The organism is Yersinia pekkanenii (assembly GCF_001152565.1).
Taxonomy (GTDB): Bacteria; Pseudomonadota; Gammaproteobacteria; order Enterobacterales; family Enterobacteriaceae; genus Yersinia; species Yersinia pekkanenii.
The window spans coordinates 17,184-35,384 of sequence record NZ_CQAZ01000033.1; the positions used below are offsets into that span (position 1 = coordinate 17,184).

Here is an 18,201-nt window from a genome sequence, read left to right on the forward strand (position 1 = left end):
ATCAGGTACTCACGGCCTGAACCAGTGCATTTATTTTGTCAGGGCGGAAGCCAGACCAATGATCATCGTCCATAACAATCACCGGCACCTGCTGATAACCCAGAGATTTCACATAACGAAATGCTTGTAAATCTTCGGTTAAATCAATGATCTGATAAGCGATCCCGTGTTTATCCAATGCACGATAAGTGGCATTGCACTGGACACAATTGGGTTTACTGTAAATAATAATGCTCATGATTCGTATTTACTCTTTGTTTTGAGGAAAGACGCATTTAGCAGGTTGTTAGTGTGTCGCGACGACCTGCCTCTGATTATCAGCTACGGTTTCATTTCCGAGGATGATAGATTAAATACTATATCTAGTGTTTATTTAATTCAACCACACTACATGTAGTTATTTGTGTGTAATTCATGAGCAGTTCAGAGACAAAGCCGCCAGTACGGGGTTGGCGGTAGAGTTTGATAATAGTAAGCAGGATAAAAATATTTATATTGCCGGTTTTAGCGAGGGAGATTTCTTACTGGCGTCAACTGATGACTAAAGAATAATCACTATTACTTTGTACATTTGGTTACTTAGCGAAACCAATGACTCACGGAAAGGAAAATTTCATTCCTCTATGATCCTTCCAACGGCCCCACCGGGGGCTTAGCGAAACAAACTCTGAGGATTTTAAAATGAAAAAAGTATTAGCGCTGATCGTTGCTGCAACTATGGGTCTGTCTTCTGTTGCTTTCGCTGCTGAAACCACTGCTACAGCAGCACCAGCGGCAACCAGCACTACTGCTGCTGCGCCTGCTGCAGAGAATGCGGCACCTGCTAAAGCAACTCATCACAAAAAACATAAAGCAACTAAACAAACTACAGAACAAAAAGCTCAGGCGGCTAAAAAACACGTGAAAAAAGCATCTGCCCAACCAGCACCTGCTCAAAAAGCCCAGGCGGCTAAAAAACACCATAAAGCCGCTAAAAAATCAGTAACAGCTCCAGCAGCATAATTACGCCGGAATGCGGGGCACTGAGTACCGCACAGTCTAGCCAATTCCAGACACCCGGTTAATGCCGGGTGTCTTTTTTTATAGGCTAACCATCATGATCAATCGCTATTGGTTCGAACTGATTTTCAGTGTGATGACACTGTGTGGGGTATTACTTGCTTGTGCGCTATTTTTGACTCATTCGTTTATCTAGCTTTCCAAATCTTGTGTCAGTGGGAATGATGTAATAAGAAAATAGCATTTTATTATACCTATCTGATTCAGCCTGAAAGCTTATTGGCGTATGGTGAATCACAGTTTATTTTTTGTTTGAGCCATGTTTATGTCTGCTGGTTCAGTCCCCGTGGTGGCTAATAATACGTCATTTACTAACCGTCAAATCAATAAACGCATTCTATCGATTGTCATTTTTACTTTCGTTTGTTATCTGACGATTGGTCTACCGTTGGCGGTATTGCCCGGTTTTGTTCATAACCATCTGGGTTACAGTTCATTGCTGGCAGGGTTGGCAATTGGGCGCTTTGGTATACCAGCGATTTATCTGGGGGCGGCATTGATGGTCGTATTCGGCGTGCTGCTTACATTGCGATTATTACAGCGTCAGCAAAGCACAGACAGCGCAGTCCGGCCTGATGGGGTGTAGACTATTCCGAAATAGTCGCTTTGAACCAATAAATACGTGGTTTCCCTTATTTATTGCGGTAAGGTCGCTCAATAATAGTCAAAAAAAGGGGAAATAAATGTATTTACGGCCAGATGAAGTGGCTAAGGTCCTGGAAAATGCCGGCTTTGAGCGGGATTATACGGTCGATCAAGCTTACGGTTACCGGAAAGCGGAGCATTACGTTTATGTCAACCGTGAAGCCCGTATGGGCAGGACAGCATTGGTTATCCACCCAGCACAAAAAGACAAAAGCTTGTTGTTCGCTACACCTACGGCAACTATTCGTATCAGTGATAAGTACGTTGAGTTTCCACTCTATCTGGCCGGTGAAGCTGACCACCGCTACGGTATTGCCCACGGTTTTAGCTCAAGGGAAATGTTATTGCGTTACTTAAACAGTATGTACCCATAAATATTACTCTCCCCCTGCTGCCATCAAGTCTCATCACGCCGTAGTGCCTGGTACCCTAATTAATGCAATACGGCGTCCGCTTCCTGATTAAAATGCTGATTATAATGACGGCGAAATTGCGCCAATTCAAAGGCATCTAAATCCAGCTCAGCAAAATAGAACAAAGCCGCTTCGGTATGTTCGGCCGTTAGCATGGGGGATATATGTGATCGAATCAGCGTATTGCGCCATTGCATCACATTTTCGTCGGAAGGATCTTTGATGAAGGTTTGGTAGATAAATACCAGATAAGCCGCCTTTCTGACATCTTCGGCATAGCCATTGCTGGTGGAGCGAATAAACATTTGTGTTTGGCGTGGCCCCATCTCTTGCAACATCGATTCAATATATATTGGTTTTATCTTCAGTAAATTAGCCAGTGTGTCCACGGCTTTGCGGGTATCTGACGTCAACACACGGTAGCCCACAATAAAAACCACGATCAAAACAGCAATAATTATCCACGTCATTGAGTATTTCTTTGCGCCATAAAAGGTGAAATTGACAACGTAAAATTATCTGGCTGTTAAATCGCCTGAACCGATAAAATCAACGAGGTGTTTAAGGTGTGTTGCCACTGAAGTTATCACTGTTTTTTTGCTGATTATTCAGATGATGATTAAAAGCGGCCGCGTCTTTTGCTAGTGCATCAAGATGCGCACCCAGAACTTTGATCTGCCTGACCAACGAGTGTTGTTCCGGCAACGTATTGGCCGTATTGAGCTTTCTCAGCAACATATCATTTTTAGCACGCAATGCTGTTTCTCTGGCTTTTGACTGCTCCAACTCATGTTGCAGCGCGTTGTAGCTTGCCTGCCATGTCTGGTGCTGCTTTTCAAAAGTTGACTGCAACTCACTCATTGCATTAAGAAACTTTACTTCAAGCTCACGCATTGTCATTGCTTTTCCTTTATGACGGCTTCCGATATTCAGTGGCAGTATAACGAAATTTGAGCATAACCTCATCCGCTAGAATCTCTCTTTCGTTCCGCAGGCTGGGCCTCACCGGACGATGCATTGCTGTCGGTTTTATCACAATTTATCTGTGATTTGTTTTTATCATTCATTAATGTGCAAAATAAATAAGCCTTGCTATTAATACCTCAGCATGCGTTAATACGTCATCGGTTTGTAGCACAGACCTATTTATGTAAGCCATTTAAGTAAAGCAGTTCCTAGTTAAAGCGATATTTTTAGACATCACTTCTCCGACGAATTTCCTTCTTTAGTGCCCCCATAAGTAACTCTTGATAAGCAGACCTCAATTGCCACATATTGGCACTAATAATGAAGGAAATATCTTATGTCTAATAAAATGACTGGTTTAGTAAAATGGTTTGATGCTGGTAAAGGTTTTGGTTTTATTTCTCCTGCAGACGGCAGCAAAGATGTATTCGTACATTTCTCTGCAATCCAGGGTACTGATTTCAAAACTCTTGATGAAGGCCAGAACGTAGAGTTCAGCATCGAGCAAGGCCAGAAAGGCCCTTCAGCGGTAAACGTAGTAGCACTGTAATTTACACTGCTTAATACAGGTTTCGCTGTAATAAAAAGCCACATTCTTAATTGAATGTGGCTTTTTTGTTATTCTGAATATTTAAACTGCCATCGATATACTGCCGGTGTGATACCGGCCATGTGGCGGAATGCATGCCTAACGCCTTCAATTGCCTGGGATCCACAATATTCGGCAATCACTGCAATATTCATCTCCCTCCAGTAATTCTTTCGCTCTGTTCATTCTTTCGTACTGCAACTTAATCATTGAAGCCGGGCGCCACAGAATTATTTCTATGCTAAGGAATGCCAGCTCAATCACCCTCTTCCTCGTCTTATTATGATAAGTTTCGATCAGAGGGTAAGAATATCTGGTTGAAGTTTTTCTTATTTATTTCTACCAAAATAACGGTTCAAAAGAGCAATCAATAATTAACCATCTTGATAAAGAAAAGATAAATAATAAGCATTATAATCAATTTGTTATGTCTATTGGTGCGGTGAGTGCTAAGAGGTGGACCTTGGGGTGAAATGGCATGATAGGGATTATCTTAACCATTTAATTTGCTATTTTTTGTCACTTTTATAGATATAGATCAATTTTATTAATAATCGATTTTATATCTGGTTTGGTTTTTTTTGATTTACCTCATCTAAATCTGATGTTTATCACATAAATGCTTTTAAAATCCAATAATTTAATAAAGATTAGTTGTTAATGCTAAAAAAACTCTACATTACCCATGTTAATGTTTAGTGCTACGCTTAATTGTTTGCTGAATCTTTGTCTAACAGGCAATGACCTATATACGCTGGCTAATCTATCAGAGGATGATGCATGTCTAAACGTCTATGGCTCCGAAATACCTTATTAACCGCGGCTTTATTAACGGCTTTTTCTGTTCCGGCCAGTACTGCAACTCACACATTGCAACTGGCTATCGGTGACGAACCCACCGAGGGTTTTGACCCCATGTTAGGGTGGAGTCACGGCAGTTATCTGTTACTGCACAGCCCACTACTGAAACAAAATGAAGATCTTAGCTGGAATAATTTTCTACTGAGTCAGTATAAAACCAGTGACGACGGTAAGACCTGGTTACTGACGCTCAAGCCTGGCCTCAAATTCTCTGATGGCTCTCCTTTAACCGCCAAGGATGTGGTGTTTACCTATAACAATGCGGCTGCCAGTGGCGGCAAGGTCGATATGGGGAACTTCCTCAGTGCGGAAGAAATTGACCCCCTCAATATTCGTATTCAACTGAAAGCCCCACAAAGCACCTTTGTAAACGTGTTAGGTTCCCTGGGGATTGTTTCAGCAGATAAATACAATGCCAAAACCTATGCACAGAACCCTATTGGTGCTGGCCCATACCGCTTAGTGAGTTTCCAACCCGGTCAGCAAATGATAGTGGAAGCGAATCCTTATTATGCGGGTAATAAAAATGATTTTGATAAGCTGATTTTTGTTTTTCTTGATGAAGACAGTGCCTTTGCGGCAGCACAAAGTGGGCAATTAGGTGTAGTCCGTATTCCCCCTTCTATGGCGGTAGGGCCGGTCAATAACATGAAGTTATGGGTCCGGCCAAGTGTGGAAAACCGTGGCATTGTGTTCCCGACCACACCATCAGGTAAAAAAGATGCGCAGGGTTACCCGATTGGTAATGACGTAACGGCCGATGTTGCTGTCCGTCGTGCCATTAACTATGCCATCAACCGCCAACAACTGGCGGATCAAATCATGGAAGGCCACGCTATTCCCGCTTATAGCGGTGTGCAGGGTCTGCCATGGAATAATCCGGACTCAGTCATTAAAGACGGTGATATCGAAAAAGCCAAACAGATATTGGAACAGGCTGACTGGAAGGTGAACAGCGATGGCATCAGAGAGAAAAATGGTGTTCCAGCCAAAATAACGCTTTGGTATACCAGTGGGGATACCACGCGCCGTGATTTAGCGCAGGCGCTGCGTTCGATGCTGAAACCTATCGGTATTGATGTTGATTTGAAATCCGGTAGTTGGGAAACGGTAGAACGTAATATGCACGCCAATCCAACCCTATTTGGCTGGGGTAGCCTCGACCCGATGGAGCTTTATCACCATTACAGCAGTAAGGCGGCGGGGGTTGAATATTATAATCCTGGCTACTACCAAAACCCGGTGGTTGATAAACATCTGCAACAAGCACTGGACGCGCCAACCTGGGAACAAGCGGTACCGTTCTGGCAACAGGTGGATTGGGATGGGACTACCGGTGCCGGTATTCGTGGTGATGCTGCATGGGCATGGCTACTGAATATCCAGCATACTTATCTGGCCAACAATTGTATTGATTTAGGTAAAGGTGCGCCGGAAATTCATGGTGCCTGGTCATTGCTGAATAGCCTGGATAGCTGGAAATGGACCTGCCAGTGATGAAAGGGTTCTCGCTATTTACTTTGCGTTTAATGTGCCTGCTGCTGATCACCGCAGTAGGCACTTTTACGCTACTGAGTTTCTCCCCGGTTGACCCTATCCGCGCCTATATTGGCAGTGATCTGTTGCATGTTCCGCCGGAGCAATATCCGTTGATTGCGGCACGTTGGGGGCTGGATCTGCCTTTGTGGCAGCGTTTTCTGCATTGGTTTGCTCAGGTTCTGCAAGGTGATTTTGGCTACTCAATGTTGTATAACGCGCCAGTTTCACAGGTTATCGGCGAGCGTTTTGCTACTTCGTTTGCATTACTGTTTTCGGCGTGGCTCTTCTCTGGAATTGTCGGACTCTTGCTGGGGTTGACTGCCGGGCGCTATCTCAATCGCTGGCCGGATCGTTTGATTTCAACGCTGTCATATTTACTGGCTTCACTGCCTACTTTTTGGATTGGTTTATTACTATTGTCATTATTTGCAGTACAACTGAATTGGGCACCGATTTGCTGTGCATGGACACCTGGAAGTAACAGCGAAATGGCCAGTTGGAGTGACAAACTGCATCATCTCATTCTGCCAATGCTGGCTTTAGGGTTATTGGGCGTGGGCAACATTGCTCTGCATACCCGTGCCAGAGTGGCCGAGGTGATGAACAGTGAATTTATCCGCTATGCGCGGGCACAGGGGGATAAAGGCTGGCCGTTGGTCAACTTCCATATTTTACGCCATGCTATTACACCGGCACTTTGCCTGCAATTCGCCTCTGTGGGTGAATTATTGGGTGGCTCGCTATTAGCTGAAAAAGTCTTTGCCTATCCGGGGTTAGGGCAGGCCACCATTGATGCCGGGTTACACGGTGATATTCCGTTATTGATGGGGATTGTCATGTTTTGCGCCATCTTGGTCTTTTGCGGGAATAGCATTGCCAACGCATTGTTACACCGCCTGAATAGGGGAGCTGCACGGCAATTATGACTTATAACCCAAACCGGGCTTTGTTCCGACTGTTCGTGTCATTGGCGCTACTATCCATTCTAATAGTCTATGGATGGGCCATTTATCCTGTTGATATACCAATGGATTTGATGGCGCGCCGCCAACCACCTTCACAAGCCTATTGGTTTGGTACTGATAGCTTGGGGCGTGACTTGTGGCTGCGCTGTTTTCAGGGCATGACCACCAGTTTACAGATTGGCCTGATTGCTGCTTTCGCCAGTGGCCTGTTGGCGATGCTCACTGCCAGTTTGTGTGCCATCAATAAAACGCTGGATTATCTGATTCGTGGGCTGATTGACAGCATGCTGGCATTGCCTCATTTGCTGCTATTGGTGCTGATTTGCTTCACCTTAGGTGGCGGAAAACATGGCGTTATTTTGGCTGTGGCATTGACCCATTGGCCAAAGCTCGCCTTGATTTTACGTGCGGAGATCTTACGTATTCGTGAGACTGATTATGTGATGCTTTCTCATCGGCTAGGTAACAGTAATTTTTACCGTTGGCGTCATCATCTGCTACCGTTATTACTACCACAATGGATTGTTGGTACGTTATTGATGTTTCCACATGCGGTGTTACACAGTGCGGCACTCAGTTTTCTGGGGTTCGGCTTATCGCCTCATGAGCCGTCGTTGGGGATATTATTGGCTGATGCATTGCGTTATTTGAGCAGCGGGGCATGGTGGTTGGCATTTTTCCCCGGTCTGATTTTGGTGGGATTAGTGCTGGTATTTGACCAGTTTGCCCGGTCACTGCAACAACTGTGGGTGAGGATAAGCTGATGTTGAAATTTGCAAACTTTGCCATTGATGTTGCCCATTACCGTTGGTTAGGACGAAAAACCTGGCATCCTCTGCTGAGTCATATTTCTTTAGAGGTGAATCCGGGGGAATTGGTCGCTTTAGTCGGTGGCAGTGGTGAAGGTAAAAGCCTATTACTGCAAAGTACGCTGGGTTTATTGCCAGATAACATGCGTTGCCATGGTGAGATTATCCTTGATGGTGATGTTCTGTGCGCCCGCGACAAAATTGAACGGCGTGGTAAAACCTTATGTTATGTGCCTCAAGGGGTCAGCGCCCTTAATCCATTGATCAAAGTTGGTTCACAGATGACCCGAGCAGCGCAACTCAGCGGCGTGAAACTACGGCTGGAAGATGTAGCCATGCAACTGCAAAACTATAATCTTGCACCGGGGCTGGTCGATAACTTCCCCCGCCAACTCTCTGGTGGCATGGCAAAACGGGTGCTTACCAGTTGTGCAACCCTGACTCACGCCCGCTACATCTTGGCCGATGAAGTGACCTCGTGGCTGGATGATGAACATGCTTGTCAGCTACTGACTCATTTGCGGGCTTTCTGTCAGCAAGGGCGCGGTATTTTGTGGGTTACGCACGATTTGGCGCTGGCTGCGCGTTTTGCCGATAGGATTGCGGTACTACATAAAGGTGAATTACACGAAACGCTGAGTGCCGATGAGCTGAAAAATAACGGAGGTAGCCCGTGGTTACAATCGCTGTGGGCGGCGTTACCGGAGCAGCAATTTGTTAGTCGGCAGATCCCGCCGATGGAGGTGGCAGAGTATGTTTAGCGTTGATAATCTGACCATTGACCAGGGAGGGAAGCGGCTGTGGGATTCCATCTCATTTTCTTTGGCTGCGGGAGAGCGATTGGGCATTTCAGCGCCCAGCGGTTTCGGTAAAACGACCCTTGGTCGGGTACTGGCGCAATGGCAGTCTGCCACCACGGGTCAGATTCTGCTGGGAGGCGCGCCACTCGTTAAAAAAGGCTATTGCCCGGTTCAATTGGTGCCTCAACATCCGGAACAAAGCTTCAACCCCTATCGAACCACGGGAGATAGCCTGCATGATGCCTGGTGGCCAGATGCTCATTGGCTTGAACGGATGGTTATTAACCCTACCTGGTTGAAGCGCCGGCCAGATGAGTTATCCGGAGGCGAATTGGCGCGAATTGCACTGTTGCGGGCGCTCGACCCGCGTACCCGTTATTTGATTGCTGACGAAGTGACTGCGCAACTGGATGCGCATGTTCAGGCACAAATCTGGCAAGTTTTGCTGGCAGAGGCCGCACAGCGCCCATTGGGAATAATCGTTTTCAGTCACAATAAGTCCTTATTAGCAAAGGTATGTTCACGCATATGGATACCAGAGCGCGAAAATAAAAACTGCCTTTATCCAATACCCGGGGTTAAGCCTAATCTTAGTCTGGCAATGGTAAAAATAGGGTAGGGTTAATATGGTGTAAAATAATAAAGTGGTAAGAAAATTCAACTGAAAAATAATCATATCACGTGATAATTAACTGGCGTATCAGTTGGTTTGTGGCTGATTATTACAAATGTCTTGATTAAGATCATTTTAATATTTCTATCACATAAATAACGTATGTGGCACGTGTTGTATTCTTTATTTTCGCTAAATATAAATCAGTTGAGATAAATTCATAACCAGTTGTTTTTAAATGAAAAATATTTTTTTTAGGTGTTTTATATTAAGTTTGCAATTATTGAGGTGTTTTTCAAATTTTGGTCTATATTAGTTAAAGACATTATTAATTATAGTAACTCATTGATTTGTCGCTCTGTTACAAAGATGTTATACCGAAATCTAGCTTTAAATAAAGGCATTAATTAGCTATGGCATTGGCTATGGAAGGTAAGCGATTAATCAATTTGTTCATTTATTGGTTACTGTGGATAAATGCAGTAATACGTTATTGCTTTAGTGAAAAGTATTACTGAACGCTAATTTATTATTGATTTAAATAACTAAAATCGGTAAGGGACCATCTGAATAAATCATCATGCAAATGAATCTGATGGAGTAACCCGTATGGTTACTTGTCGTTTTCAGTAAGTTGTTTTTCCCACTTTCACTTTCTTAACACGATACAGGAGGGCTTATGCAGCTCACCCCAAGAGAAGTTGAAAAGCTCATGATCTACACGCTGTCTGACGTGGCGTTCAAACGTAAAGCACGTGGCTTGAAACTCAATTATCCAGAAGCTGTTTCGATCATTACAGTGACTGCGATGGAAGGGGCCAGAGATGGCAAATCCGTAGAGGATGTGATGAAAGAAGCTAGCAAAGTTCTTACTAAAAATGACGTGATGGACGGGGTGGCAGATTTGATTCCGAATGTTCAGGTTGAAGCGATTTTTACCGATGGTAGCCGTTTGGTCACGGTGCACGACCCCATTAAATGAGTTACGGCAACATGCGAGTAAAACCTGAACTGATTATTGCAGAGGATTAAAGCATGAGCGCAAAGAAAAGTACTAAAGATAACGCAGAACAAAATACCCCACTCGGTGGCTGCATCTTGGCCGATACGCCGATCACCTTTAATGAGAATAAACCCGTTACCAAAGTCAACGTTCGTAATACCGGTGACCGGCCAATTCAGGTGGGGTCGCATTTCCACTTCTTTGAAGTTAACCGCGCACTTGAGTTTGACCGTGCTGCGGCTTATGGCAAGAGGCTGAATATCTCCTCAACGACCGCCATCCGTTTTGAACCCGGTGATGAAACCGAAGTTCTGCTGATCCCTTTCGGTGGCAAGCAAACACTGTATGGCTTTAACAACCTGGTGGATGGTTGGGCTGGTGAGGGGGTGGTGCCAAACAGTGAACGCCCGGATAAGCTAGAAGCGATTCGCCGTGCGGCTGAACGTGGTTTCAAATCATCCAAATAACGCCTTATGTAAATAAAAAATCATCGAAATTCGCATACGTGTAATCCGCTATATACGTGTAATCAACGATATAGTTACACGCCCCGGAAAAAGAAAGGAGCGACAGATGCCTCAAATTTCTCGGCAAGAATACGCGGGTCTATTTGGCCCAACGACGGGCGATAAAATACGTTTGGGTGACACCAATTTGTTTATCGAAATCGAAAAAGACCTGCGTGGGTATGGTGAAGAGTCAGTTTACGGTGGCGGTAAATCATTGCGTGACGGGATGGGGGCTAATAACCATCTGACCCGCGATAATGGTGTGCTGGATCTGGTAATAACCAACGTCACAATCGTCGATGCCCGCTTAGGGGTAATTAAAGCAGACGTCGGTATCCGCGATGGTAAAATTGCCGGTATCGGTAAAAGTGGTAACCCAGGCGTTATGGACGGGGTTACACCTGGCATGGTGGTTGGTGTCAGTACCGATGCAATTTCCGGTGAGCATTTGATTCTTACCGCCGCCGGTATTGATACCCATGTTCATTTTATCTCTCCGCAGCAGGCTTACCACGCATTATCTAATGGTGTGGCAACCTTCTTCGGCGGGGGGATTGGGCCAACAGATGGTACCAATGGGACGACGGTAACACCCGGCCCATGGAATATTCGTCAGATGCTGCGTTCAGTTGAAGGCCTGCCGGTCAATATCGGTATTTTGGGTAAAGGTAACTCTTACGGCCGTGGCCCCTTATTGGAACAGGCGATTGCTGGTGTTGTGGGCTATAAAGTCCATGAAGACTGGGGTGCGACAGCTAATGCCTTGCGCCATGCATTACGGATGGCGGATGAAATGGATATTCAGGTTTCCGTGCATACCGACAGCTTAAACGAATGTGGCTATGTAGAAGATACTATTGATGCATTCGAAGGCCGTACTATTCATACTTTCCATACCGAAGGTGCCGGTGGGGGGCATGCGCCAGATATTATCCGGGTAGCCAGCCAATCTAACGTCTTGCCAAGCTCGACTAACCCAACCCTGCCATACGGTGTTAACAGCCAGGCTGAGCTGTTCGACATGATCATGGTGTGCCATAACCTCAACCCGAATGTACCGGCTGACGTCTCTTTCGCTGAAAGTCGTGTGCGCCCGGAAACCATTGCGGCAGAAAACGTTCTGCACGATATGGGGGTTATCTCCATGTTCTCCAGCGACTCACAGGCGATGGGGCGTGTTGGAGAAAACTGGTTGCGTGTGATGCAAACCGCCAATGCGATGAAAGCATCTCGCGGCAAATTGCCAGAAGATGCGCCGGGCAATGATAACTTCCGCGTACTGCGTTATGTGGCGAAAATCACCATTAACCCCGCGATCACGCAAGGTGTCAGCCATGTTATCGGTTCGGTTGAAGTGGGCAAAATGGCAGACTTGGTGCTGTGGGATCCGCGTTTCTTTGGTGCTAAACCTAAGATGGTTATCAAAGGCGGCATGATCAACTGGGCGGCAATGGGTGATCCTAATGCGTCATTGCCAACCCCACAACCGGTGTTCTACCGCCCAATGTTTGGTGCGATGGGTAAAACCATGCAAGACACCTGCGTCACCTTCGTATCTCAGGCTGCTCTTGACGATGGCGTCAAAGAGAAAGCTGGGCTGGAACGTCAGGTTATAGCGGTTAAAAACTGTCGGACTATCTCTAAACGGGATCTGGTACGTAATGATAAAACACCACTGATTGAAGTGGATCCTGAAACCTTCGCGGTGAAAGTGGATGGCGTCCATGCCACCTGTGAACCTATCGAAACAGCGTCAATGAACCAGCGCTATTTCTTTGGCTAATGGGGGAGTTTTGAACGTTAATCCTGCATAAGGTGTTTACCGGGGGGCGCTGACTCCCCGGAAACCGACTTCAGCTTGCCAAGGTAAGTGCCATTCAGCTTCTTTATTGGGGTGACAAACAGGTGCTGGAAGGATACAGAAAAGGATTTTATTACTGTGGGCAACTGATTTTTGCCAACTGATATACGCAAGGAGTCAACAACATGATTTTGATAGAGCACATTCTTGGCAATGTGAAAAAAGATCCGATTTGGCAGGCGAAACTCAAAGATGCCACTTTTGATATTTTGGTATTAGATCAACGAGAAGCGCAAAAAAGCCGCTGCCGTAAACTCAGTACTCAGGGATTGGATCTCGGTATTTCGCTCGATCGCAACGTGGTACTTGCTGATGGTGATGTGCTGGCATGGGATGAAGCAACCCGCGTAGCCGTGGTGGTGCAGATCAATTTGCGTGATGTGATGGTGATTGACTTGAGTGAACTGAAAAGCCGTTCACCGGATGAGTTAATTAAAACCTGCTTTGAGCTGGGGCACGCACTGGGTAATCAGCACTGGAAAGCAGTCACTAAAAATAATGAGGTGTATGTCCCTCTTACCGTCGCCACCACCATGATGGATTCCGTCATGAGAACGCACGGTTTCCAGCATTTGCCTTTCCGTTTTGTTAAGGGAGCGGAGATCCTGCCATTACTGAGTAACTCTGAAGCTCGGCTACTGTTTGGTGGCGCAGAGGACACTGATACTCACGTACATGTCGCCAGTCCTTTGGATGAACCCCATGGTTCCGGCTTACATATTCACAGTATTCATTCCCATGGCGATGACCACAGCCATGACCATGATCACGACCACAGTCATGATCATAGCCACGGCGATCACGACCATAAACACTGATTCGGGCAGGGAGGCAGCGCAATGAATGCATCAGATCTTATTCGTATCATGCAATTTGGTGATTCGGTACTGCCAGTCGGAGCCTTTACGTTTTCTAATGGTGTGGAATCTGCCATTCAAACCGGCGTGGTTCATGATGTGCCGACACTGAAAGGTTTTGTCTTGACTGCACTGAAGCAGGCCGCCAGTTGTGATGGAATGGGGGTTGTCGCCGCCCATCGAGCCGTCATGGCTGATGATCGTGACGGTATCATCCGTGCTGATTGGGCAGTGAATAACCGTAAGTTAAATGAAGAAAGCCGCCTGATGGCAACCCGTATGGGGAAGAAATTGGCAGAGATGTCTATCCATGTGGTGGAGCATCCGCTGATCAGTTGGTGGCTGGTGCAGATAAAAAATGGCACTACCGCAGGAACTTATCCAGTGACTCAGGCGGTCGTCATGGCCGCTCAAGGGATAGGACAACGGGAAGTGGTCGTGATGCATCAATATGGTGTGGCGATGACGATATTAAGTGCAGCCATGCGTTTGATGCGTGTGACTCATTTTGATACTCAACACATCTTGTTTGAGCTGAACCATGACATTGAAACGTTTTGTGATATTGCCGAAATAGGTGATATCGAGCAAATGTCGTCTTATGTGCCGATTGTGGATGTTTTGGCCGCAGTACATGTGAAAGCGCACGTCCGCTTGTTTAGTAATTGATACAACAGTCATTAATCAGTCAGCAATCCACTGATTATAAAAGTAAATTCTGAGTGCTGGGTTTCCTACTAACCGGGCACAGGCCCAAAATCAGATTAAAATTAAGAGGATTATCCCGTGAATAGCCATTCAACCGATAAACGCAAAAAGATTACCCGCATTGGTATTGGTGGCCCGGTAGGTTCAGGTAAAACCGCCATCATCGAAGTTATCACCCCGATCCTGATTAAACGTGGCATTAAGCCACTGATCATCACCAATGACATTGTCACCACAGAAGATGCCAAACAGGTGAAACGTACCCTGAAAGGTATTTTGGATGAAGAGAAAATCCTCGGGGTTGAAACCGGTGCCTGCCCACATACGGCGGTGCGTGAAGACCCAAGCATGAACATCGCCGCAGTGGAAGAAATGGAAGAGCGCTTCCCTGACAGCGACCTGATTATGATTGAAAGTGGCGGTGACAACCTGACGCTAACCTTTAGCCCGGCACTGGCTGACTTCTATATCTATGTTATTGATGTGGCTGAAGGGGAAAAAATCCCGCGTAAAAATGGCCCAGGTCTGGTTCAGGCAGACATTCTGGTCATCAATAAAATTGACCTCGCTCCTTATGTCGGTGCCAGTCTGGATGTGATGGAAAGTGATACCAAAGTGGTGCGTGGCACGCGCCCTTATATTCTGACTAACTGCAAAACCGGGCAGGGCATTGAAGAGCTGGTGGATATGATTATGCGCGATTTTCTGTTTACTCACGTACAACCTGAAGGAGCCAATGCATGACATCGCAGAGCCAGAATATCGTGGAAACTCCTTCACGGGTTCGCGCTCACGCATTAGGTGTTAACGCGCCGGAATTAGCGAAGTATCAGGATGAACCGGCGCAAATGCGTAGCGGGGCCGTAGGGAAAAGTGGTTATCTCAAACTGAGGTTTGCCAAACGTGAACATCGCAGTATTTTGGCGGAAATGGAAAGACGAGTGCCATCGTTGGTGCAAAAGGCGTTGTACTGGGATGAAGAAATGCCTGAGTTACCTTGTGTCACCATGATTTCGACCTCAGGCTGCATCTTACAAGGGGACCGATTGGCTACCGATGTGCATGTGGAGGCCGGGGCTTGTGCTCATGTCACCACCCAATCGGCGACCAAGGTTCACATGATGAATGCGAATTATGCTTCGCAGATACAGCATTTTACCGTGGAAGAGGGCGGCTATCTGGAATTTATGCCGGATCCGCTGATCCCACACCGTAATTCGCGCTTTATTACTGATACCACTATCAATATTCATCCCACGGCGACGGCGATTTACTCAGAAGTGCTGATGTCCGGGCGTAAATATCACCATGCTGAAGAGCGGTTCGGTTTTGATGTTTATTCCTCGAGAGTGGCCGCACATAATTTGGCGGGTAAAGAGCTGTTTGTTGAGAAATATATACTGGAGCCGAAGTCAGAGAGCCTTGATGCGATTGGGGTGATGCAAACATTTGATGCTTTTGGCAACGTGATTTTACTGACCCCTAAAGAGCATCATGACCGTATTTTGGCGCGAGTTCCCGCACACTTTGATATCAAAGGGGGGATTGCCAGTGGAGCGACACGCTTACCTAATGACTGCGGTTTGGTGTTTAAAGCGCTGGGCATCGACAGCGCCGGTGTTAAAGCGGAAATTCGGCAATTCTGGAAAATAGCCCGTGAGGAAATTCTCGGTGTGACGTTGCCGGAAAAATTCTTGTGGCGTTAAGGGGCCAGGCCGGGTAACTGGCTTTATGAATTTTCAGCAAGGCAGCAAACGAATGACAAATCGGTCAAGATCGGTTTGAACAGCATCTAGGCTAGCCCGCAGGGTGAGCCTCACAGAGGCTCATTAATCTTGATGAGTTTACATCAGTAAGTGATTCGGGTGAGAGAGCAGCTAACAGCGCTGCGGCTTCAAGTAAAAAGGGTAAAATAATGAATGCAAAAACAGGTAACCAATCCGGCTGGACCCAGCTCGCCAGTTCGAATGTTTTCATTGAATTTATCGATACAACTCTGCGCGGCTGTGCTCAGGTCATGTTCCAGAATAATCCATTAACCGGGCTATTCTTTTTTATCGCGATATTTGTCGGAGCCTATGGGGAGGGGAACCCGGCGGTAGCTTATGGTTGTGTGCTGGGTACCGTGGTTGCGACACTCACCGGGTTAACCATGCGCGACCGTAAATCATGGCGTTTAGGATTATACGGTTATAACGGATGTTTGGTGGGGGCGGCATTACCGACATTTTTGGTTGCTACGCCAGTGGTTTGGGCCTGTATCGTTTTGGGCAGCATCGTATCGGTGATTGTCATGGTCTGCATCGCCGATATTCTAAAAACCTGGAAAGTTGCGGCGCTAACAGCTCCTTTTGTATTAACGACCTGGATGATACTGCTGGCCAGTTATGCCTTTGCCGGTTTACATAGCGGCGGATTACCGGCTCCGGCCTTACCGCATCCGCTGGTTTTGGAGGCAGGTCATACTTTCGATGGGACTAATGTTTTTCTCAGCATGTTTAACGGTATTTCACAGGTATTCTTATTCAGTAGCCTGATTGCCGGCATCTTATTTGTTATCGGTTTAGCCATTGAATCCCTGTGGGCGGCTGTTTTTGCATTATGCGGGGCACTGTTGGCTACCCTCACTGCGTCTTTCCTTGATGCCGATCACCACAGCATTAATACCGGCCTGTACGCTTTCAGTGCCGTATTAACGGCGATTGCCTTGGGATCTACCTTTAATAAACCCAGTTGGCGGGTTCTGGCTTACACCATTGTCGGGGTTATTTTTACCGTGTTCGTACAGGGTGCGTTAAATACCCTATTGTCACCTATTGGTATTCCGACTTTAACCATGCCTTTCGTTCTCGCTTCATGGTTATTCCTGGTACCGAATAAAGAAGTGATGCCAGCGCATCGACAATAACTATTTTATTCTGGAGTACCAATATGACGACAGGATTAGCGAAAAGTAGCGCATTTGGCAATCGGCAAACTAAACGTCGTGCCATCTACCTGCTGATTGGCTTATTGGTGGTTAACGGGCTGGCATGGGTTTGGGCCTTCACTGAATTTAATGACAATGCCGTACTGATGGGCATGGCGTTTCTGGCTTATAGCTTTGGCCTACGCCATGCCGTCGATGCGGATCATATTGCCGCCATTGATAACGTAACCCGTAAACTCATGCAACAGGGTAAGACGCCCATTGCTGTTGGAACCTTCTTCTCCCTGGGGCATTCTACTATCGTGATATTGGCATCACTGGCCATTGCCGCGACCGCCATGGCCTTTAAGAACGATATGGCGTGGTTTCATGAAACGGGGGGGTTAATCGGCACGTTGGTTTCATCCGTATTCTTATTATTGTTCGCTTTTCTCAATTTAACGATTCTGATTTCAGTGTATAAAAAGTTTAGGAAGGTCAAAGCGGGTCATGTGTATGAAGAGGAAGAGCTTGATCTGCTGGTGACCAATAATGGTGGGTTGCTCGCCAGAATTTTCCGGCGGGTATTTAATATGGTCAATAAAAGTTGGCATATGTATCCGGTAGGTTTTTTATTTGGTTTAGGCTTCGATACGGCGACTGAAATCGGGGTGTTAGGCATTTCAGCGGCCAGTGCCACCCAGGGGATGAATTTGTGGTCGATTATGGTATTTCCGATTTTATTCGCTGTCGGGATGGCACTGATTGATTCACTTGATAATTTCGTGATGATTGGCGCGTATGGCTGGGCTTTCTCTAAACCGATACGAAAACTGTATTACAATATAACCATTACTGCGGCCTCGGTTATCATTGCTTTCTTTATTGGCGGGATTGAGGCTTTGGGGTTAATTGCAGATAAACTTAATTTAACTGGTGGTATTTGGACGCCGATTAATAATGTCAGTGAAAACTTAGGTGAGATAGGTTACTGGATTATTGGCATGTTTATACTGTGTTGGGTCGTTTCTGTCATTAATTATTATGTCCGAGGTTATGATAAATTGAGTGTTAGCCGTTAATGTTGTCTTTTTTA

Annotated in this window: 20 protein-coding genes and 1 pseudogene; 18 read left to right on the plus strand and 3 right to left on the minus strand. The window is 46.1% G+C overall.

The window, feature by feature from the left end:
- Window position 1 precedes the first annotated feature (1 nt).
- Window positions 2–238, minus strand: a complete 237-nt coding sequence (gene nrdH, locus AEP37_RS15970; protein ID WP_049614277.1) for a glutaredoxin-like protein NrdH — start codon at window positions 236–238, stop codon at window positions 2–4.
- A 443-nt stretch (window positions 239–681) separates the two neighbouring features.
- Between nrdH and asr the strand changes: the two genes are divergently transcribed.
- The 3 genes and pseudogenes from asr to AEP37_RS15985 all read left to right on the plus strand — a co-directional run bounded on the left by asr (window position 682) and on the right by AEP37_RS15985 (window position 2,078).
- The gene (asr, locus tag AEP37_RS15975) at window positions 682–1,002 is read left to right on the plus strand and encodes an acid resistance repetitive basic protein Asr (protein WP_049614278.1); all 321 of its coding nucleotides are present in this window, start codon (window positions 682–684) and stop codon (window positions 1,000–1,002) included.
- A gap of 322 nt (window positions 1,003–1,324) precedes the next feature.
- A pseudogene (locus tag AEP37_RS25040) lies at window positions 1,325–1,576 on the plus strand (MFS transporter); the annotation flags it as partial.
- 166 nt (window positions 1,577–1,742) lie between these two features.
- Window positions 1,743–2,078, plus strand: coding sequence for a DUF2002 family protein (locus tag AEP37_RS15985; RefSeq protein WP_049614280.1), 336 nt, complete (start codon window positions 1,743–1,745; stop codon window positions 2,076–2,078).
- 59 nt (window positions 2,079–2,137) lie between these two features.
- On the opposite strand, the gene AEP37_RS15990 is transcribed toward AEP37_RS15985, so the two are convergent.
- A complete protein-coding gene (locus AEP37_RS15990; RefSeq protein WP_049614281.1) occupies window positions 2,138–2,587 on the minus strand; it encodes a DUF1198 domain-containing protein in 450 nt (149 codons plus the stop codon).
- A 91-nt stretch (window positions 2,588–2,678) separates the two neighbouring features.
- On the minus strand, window positions 2,679–3,017 hold the full coding sequence (locus AEP37_RS15995; RefSeq protein WP_049614282.1) for an MbeD/MobD family mobilization/exclusion protein: 339 nt from the start codon (window positions 3,015–3,017) through the stop codon (window positions 2,679–2,681).
- A 403-nt stretch (window positions 3,018–3,420) separates the two neighbouring features.
- On the opposite strand from AEP37_RS15995, the gene cspE reads away from it, so the two are divergent.
- From cspE to AEP37_RS16070, 15 genes are all read left to right on the plus strand, one after another.
- Window positions 3,421–3,633, plus strand: coding sequence for a transcription antiterminator/RNA stability regulator CspE (gene cspE / locus AEP37_RS16000; RefSeq protein ID WP_049614283.1), 213 nt, complete (start codon window positions 3,421–3,423; stop codon window positions 3,631–3,633).
- An 819-nt stretch (window positions 3,634–4,452) separates the two neighbouring features.
- Window positions 4,453–6,030 (plus strand): ABC transporter substrate-binding protein, encoded by a 1,578-nt coding sequence (locus AEP37_RS16005; RefSeq protein WP_049614284.1) that lies wholly within the window; start codon window positions 4,453–4,455, stop codon window positions 6,028–6,030.
- Entirely contained in the window at window positions 6,030–6,998 is a 969-nt protein-coding gene (locus AEP37_RS16010) for an ABC transporter permease (RefSeq protein WP_156168626.1), read from the plus strand. Before AEP37_RS16005 ends, AEP37_RS16010 begins: the two co-directional genes overlap by 1 nt.
- On the plus strand, window positions 6,995–7,801 hold the full coding sequence (locus tag AEP37_RS16015) for an ABC transporter permease (protein ID WP_049614286.1): 807 nt from the start codon (window positions 6,995–6,997) through the stop codon (window positions 7,799–7,801). Before AEP37_RS16010 ends, AEP37_RS16015 begins: the two co-directional genes overlap by 4 nt.
- Entirely contained in the window at window positions 7,801–8,607 is an 807-nt protein-coding gene (locus AEP37_RS16020) for an ATP-binding cassette domain-containing protein (RefSeq protein ID WP_049614287.1), read from the plus strand. The genes AEP37_RS16015 and AEP37_RS16020 overlap by 1 nt, the downstream gene beginning before the upstream one ends.
- On the plus strand, window positions 8,600–9,265 hold the full coding sequence (locus AEP37_RS16025) for an ATP-binding cassette domain-containing protein (protein WP_049614288.1): 666 nt from the start codon (window positions 8,600–8,602) through the stop codon (window positions 9,263–9,265). The genes AEP37_RS16020 and AEP37_RS16025 overlap by 8 nt, the downstream gene beginning before the upstream one ends.
- Before the next feature lie 673 nt (window positions 9,266–9,938).
- Window positions 9,939–10,241 (plus strand): urease subunit gamma, encoded by a 303-nt coding sequence (locus AEP37_RS16030; RefSeq protein WP_049614289.1) that lies wholly within the window; start codon window positions 9,939–9,941, stop codon window positions 10,239–10,241.
- A 53-nt stretch (window positions 10,242–10,294) separates the two neighbouring features.
- Window positions 10,295–10,729 (plus strand): urease subunit beta, encoded by a 435-nt coding sequence (gene ureB / locus AEP37_RS16035; RefSeq protein WP_049614290.1) that lies wholly within the window; start codon window positions 10,295–10,297, stop codon window positions 10,727–10,729.
- A 106-nt stretch (window positions 10,730–10,835) separates the two neighbouring features.
- Window positions 10,836–12,554: an urease subunit alpha gene (locus tag AEP37_RS16040; protein WP_049614291.1), complete on the plus strand. Its 1,719-nt coding sequence runs from the start codon at window positions 10,836–10,838 to the stop codon at window positions 12,552–12,554.
- Between the two features lie 203 nt (window positions 12,555–12,757).
- Window positions 12,758–13,450: an urease accessory protein UreE gene (ureE, locus tag AEP37_RS16045; protein WP_049614292.1), complete on the plus strand. Its 693-nt coding sequence runs from the start codon at window positions 12,758–12,760 to the stop codon at window positions 13,448–13,450.
- A gap of 21 nt (window positions 13,451–13,471) precedes the next feature.
- Entirely contained in the window at window positions 13,472–14,158 is a 687-nt protein-coding gene (locus AEP37_RS16050) for an urease accessory protein UreF (RefSeq protein WP_049614293.1), read from the plus strand.
- 117 nt (window positions 14,159–14,275) lie between these two features.
- On the plus strand, window positions 14,276–14,941 hold the full coding sequence (gene ureG / locus AEP37_RS16055) for an urease accessory protein UreG (RefSeq protein ID WP_005188826.1): 666 nt from the start codon (window positions 14,276–14,278) through the stop codon (window positions 14,939–14,941).
- Window positions 14,938–15,903, plus strand: coding sequence for an urease accessory protein UreD (locus AEP37_RS16060; protein WP_049614294.1), 966 nt, complete (start codon window positions 14,938–14,940; stop codon window positions 15,901–15,903). The genes ureG and AEP37_RS16060 overlap by 4 nt, the downstream gene beginning before the upstream one ends.
- A gap of 209 nt (window positions 15,904–16,112) precedes the next feature.
- Window positions 16,113–17,105 carry an urea transporter gene (gene yut, locus AEP37_RS16065; protein WP_049614295.1) on the plus strand — a complete coding sequence of 331 codons (993 nt, stop codon included), beginning with the start codon at window positions 16,113–16,115 and terminating at the stop codon, window positions 17,103–17,105.
- 23 nt (window positions 17,106–17,128) lie between these two features.
- Window positions 17,129–18,187, plus strand: a complete 1,059-nt coding sequence (locus AEP37_RS16070) for a HoxN/HupN/NixA family nickel/cobalt transporter (protein WP_049614296.1) — start codon at window positions 17,129–17,131, stop codon at window positions 18,185–18,187.
- Window positions 18,188–18,201: the final 14 nt, after the last annotated feature.

Coding starts and splice junctions, on each gene's coding strand:
- ureE (WP_049614292.1), top strand. CDS start 12,758: ATGATTTTGATAGAGCACATTCTTGGCAATGTGAAAAAAGATCCGATT.
- AEP37_RS16030 (WP_049614289.1), top strand. CDS start 9,939: ATGCAGCTCACCCCAAGAGAAGTTGAAAAGCTCATGATCTACACGCTG.
- AEP37_RS16070 (WP_049614296.1), top strand. CDS start 17,129: ATGACGACAGGATTAGCGAAAAGTAGCGCATTTGGCAATCGGCAAACT.
- AEP37_RS15995 (WP_049614282.1), bottom strand. CDS start 3,017: ATGACAATGCGTGAGCTTGAAGTAAAGTTTCTTAATGCAATGAGTGAG.
- AEP37_RS16005 (WP_049614284.1), top strand. CDS start 4,453: ATGTCTAAACGTCTATGGCTCCGAAATACCTTATTAACCGCGGCTTTA.
- AEP37_RS16050 (WP_049614293.1), top strand. CDS start 13,472: ATGAATGCATCAGATCTTATTCGTATCATGCAATTTGGTGATTCGGTA.
- cspE (WP_049614283.1), top strand. CDS start 3,421: ATGTCTAATAAAATGACTGGTTTAGTAAAATGGTTTGATGCTGGTAAA.
- yut (WP_049614295.1), top strand. CDS start 16,113: ATGAATGCAAAAACAGGTAACCAATCCGGCTGGACCCAGCTCGCCAGT.
- AEP37_RS15990 (WP_049614281.1), bottom strand. CDS start 2,587: ATGACGTGGATAATTATTGCTGTTTTGATCGTGGTTTTTATTGTGGGC.
- AEP37_RS15985 (WP_049614280.1), top strand. CDS start 1,743: ATGTATTTACGGCCAGATGAAGTGGCTAAGGTCCTGGAAAATGCCGGC.
- AEP37_RS16015 (WP_049614286.1), top strand. CDS start 6,995: ATGACTTATAACCCAAACCGGGCTTTGTTCCGACTGTTCGTGTCATTG.
- AEP37_RS16060 (WP_049614294.1), top strand. CDS start 14,938: ATGACATCGCAGAGCCAGAATATCGTGGAAACTCCTTCACGGGTTCGC.
- AEP37_RS16020 (WP_049614287.1), top strand. CDS start 7,801: ATGTTGAAATTTGCAAACTTTGCCATTGATGTTGCCCATTACCGTTGG.
- AEP37_RS16010 (WP_156168626.1), top strand. CDS start 6,030: ATGAAAGGGTTCTCGCTATTTACTTTGCGTTTAATGTGCCTGCTGCTG.
- AEP37_RS16040 (WP_049614291.1), top strand. CDS start 10,836: ATGCCTCAAATTTCTCGGCAAGAATACGCGGGTCTATTTGGCCCAACG.
- nrdH (WP_049614277.1), bottom strand. CDS start 238: ATGAGCATTATTATTTACAGTAAACCCAATTGTGTCCAGTGCAATGCC.
- ureB (WP_049614290.1), top strand. CDS start 10,295: ATGAGCGCAAAGAAAAGTACTAAAGATAACGCAGAACAAAATACCCCA.
- AEP37_RS16025 (WP_049614288.1), top strand. CDS start 8,600: ATGTTTAGCGTTGATAATCTGACCATTGACCAGGGAGGGAAGCGGCTG.
- asr (WP_049614278.1), top strand. CDS start 682: ATGAAAAAAGTATTAGCGCTGATCGTTGCTGCAACTATGGGTCTGTCT.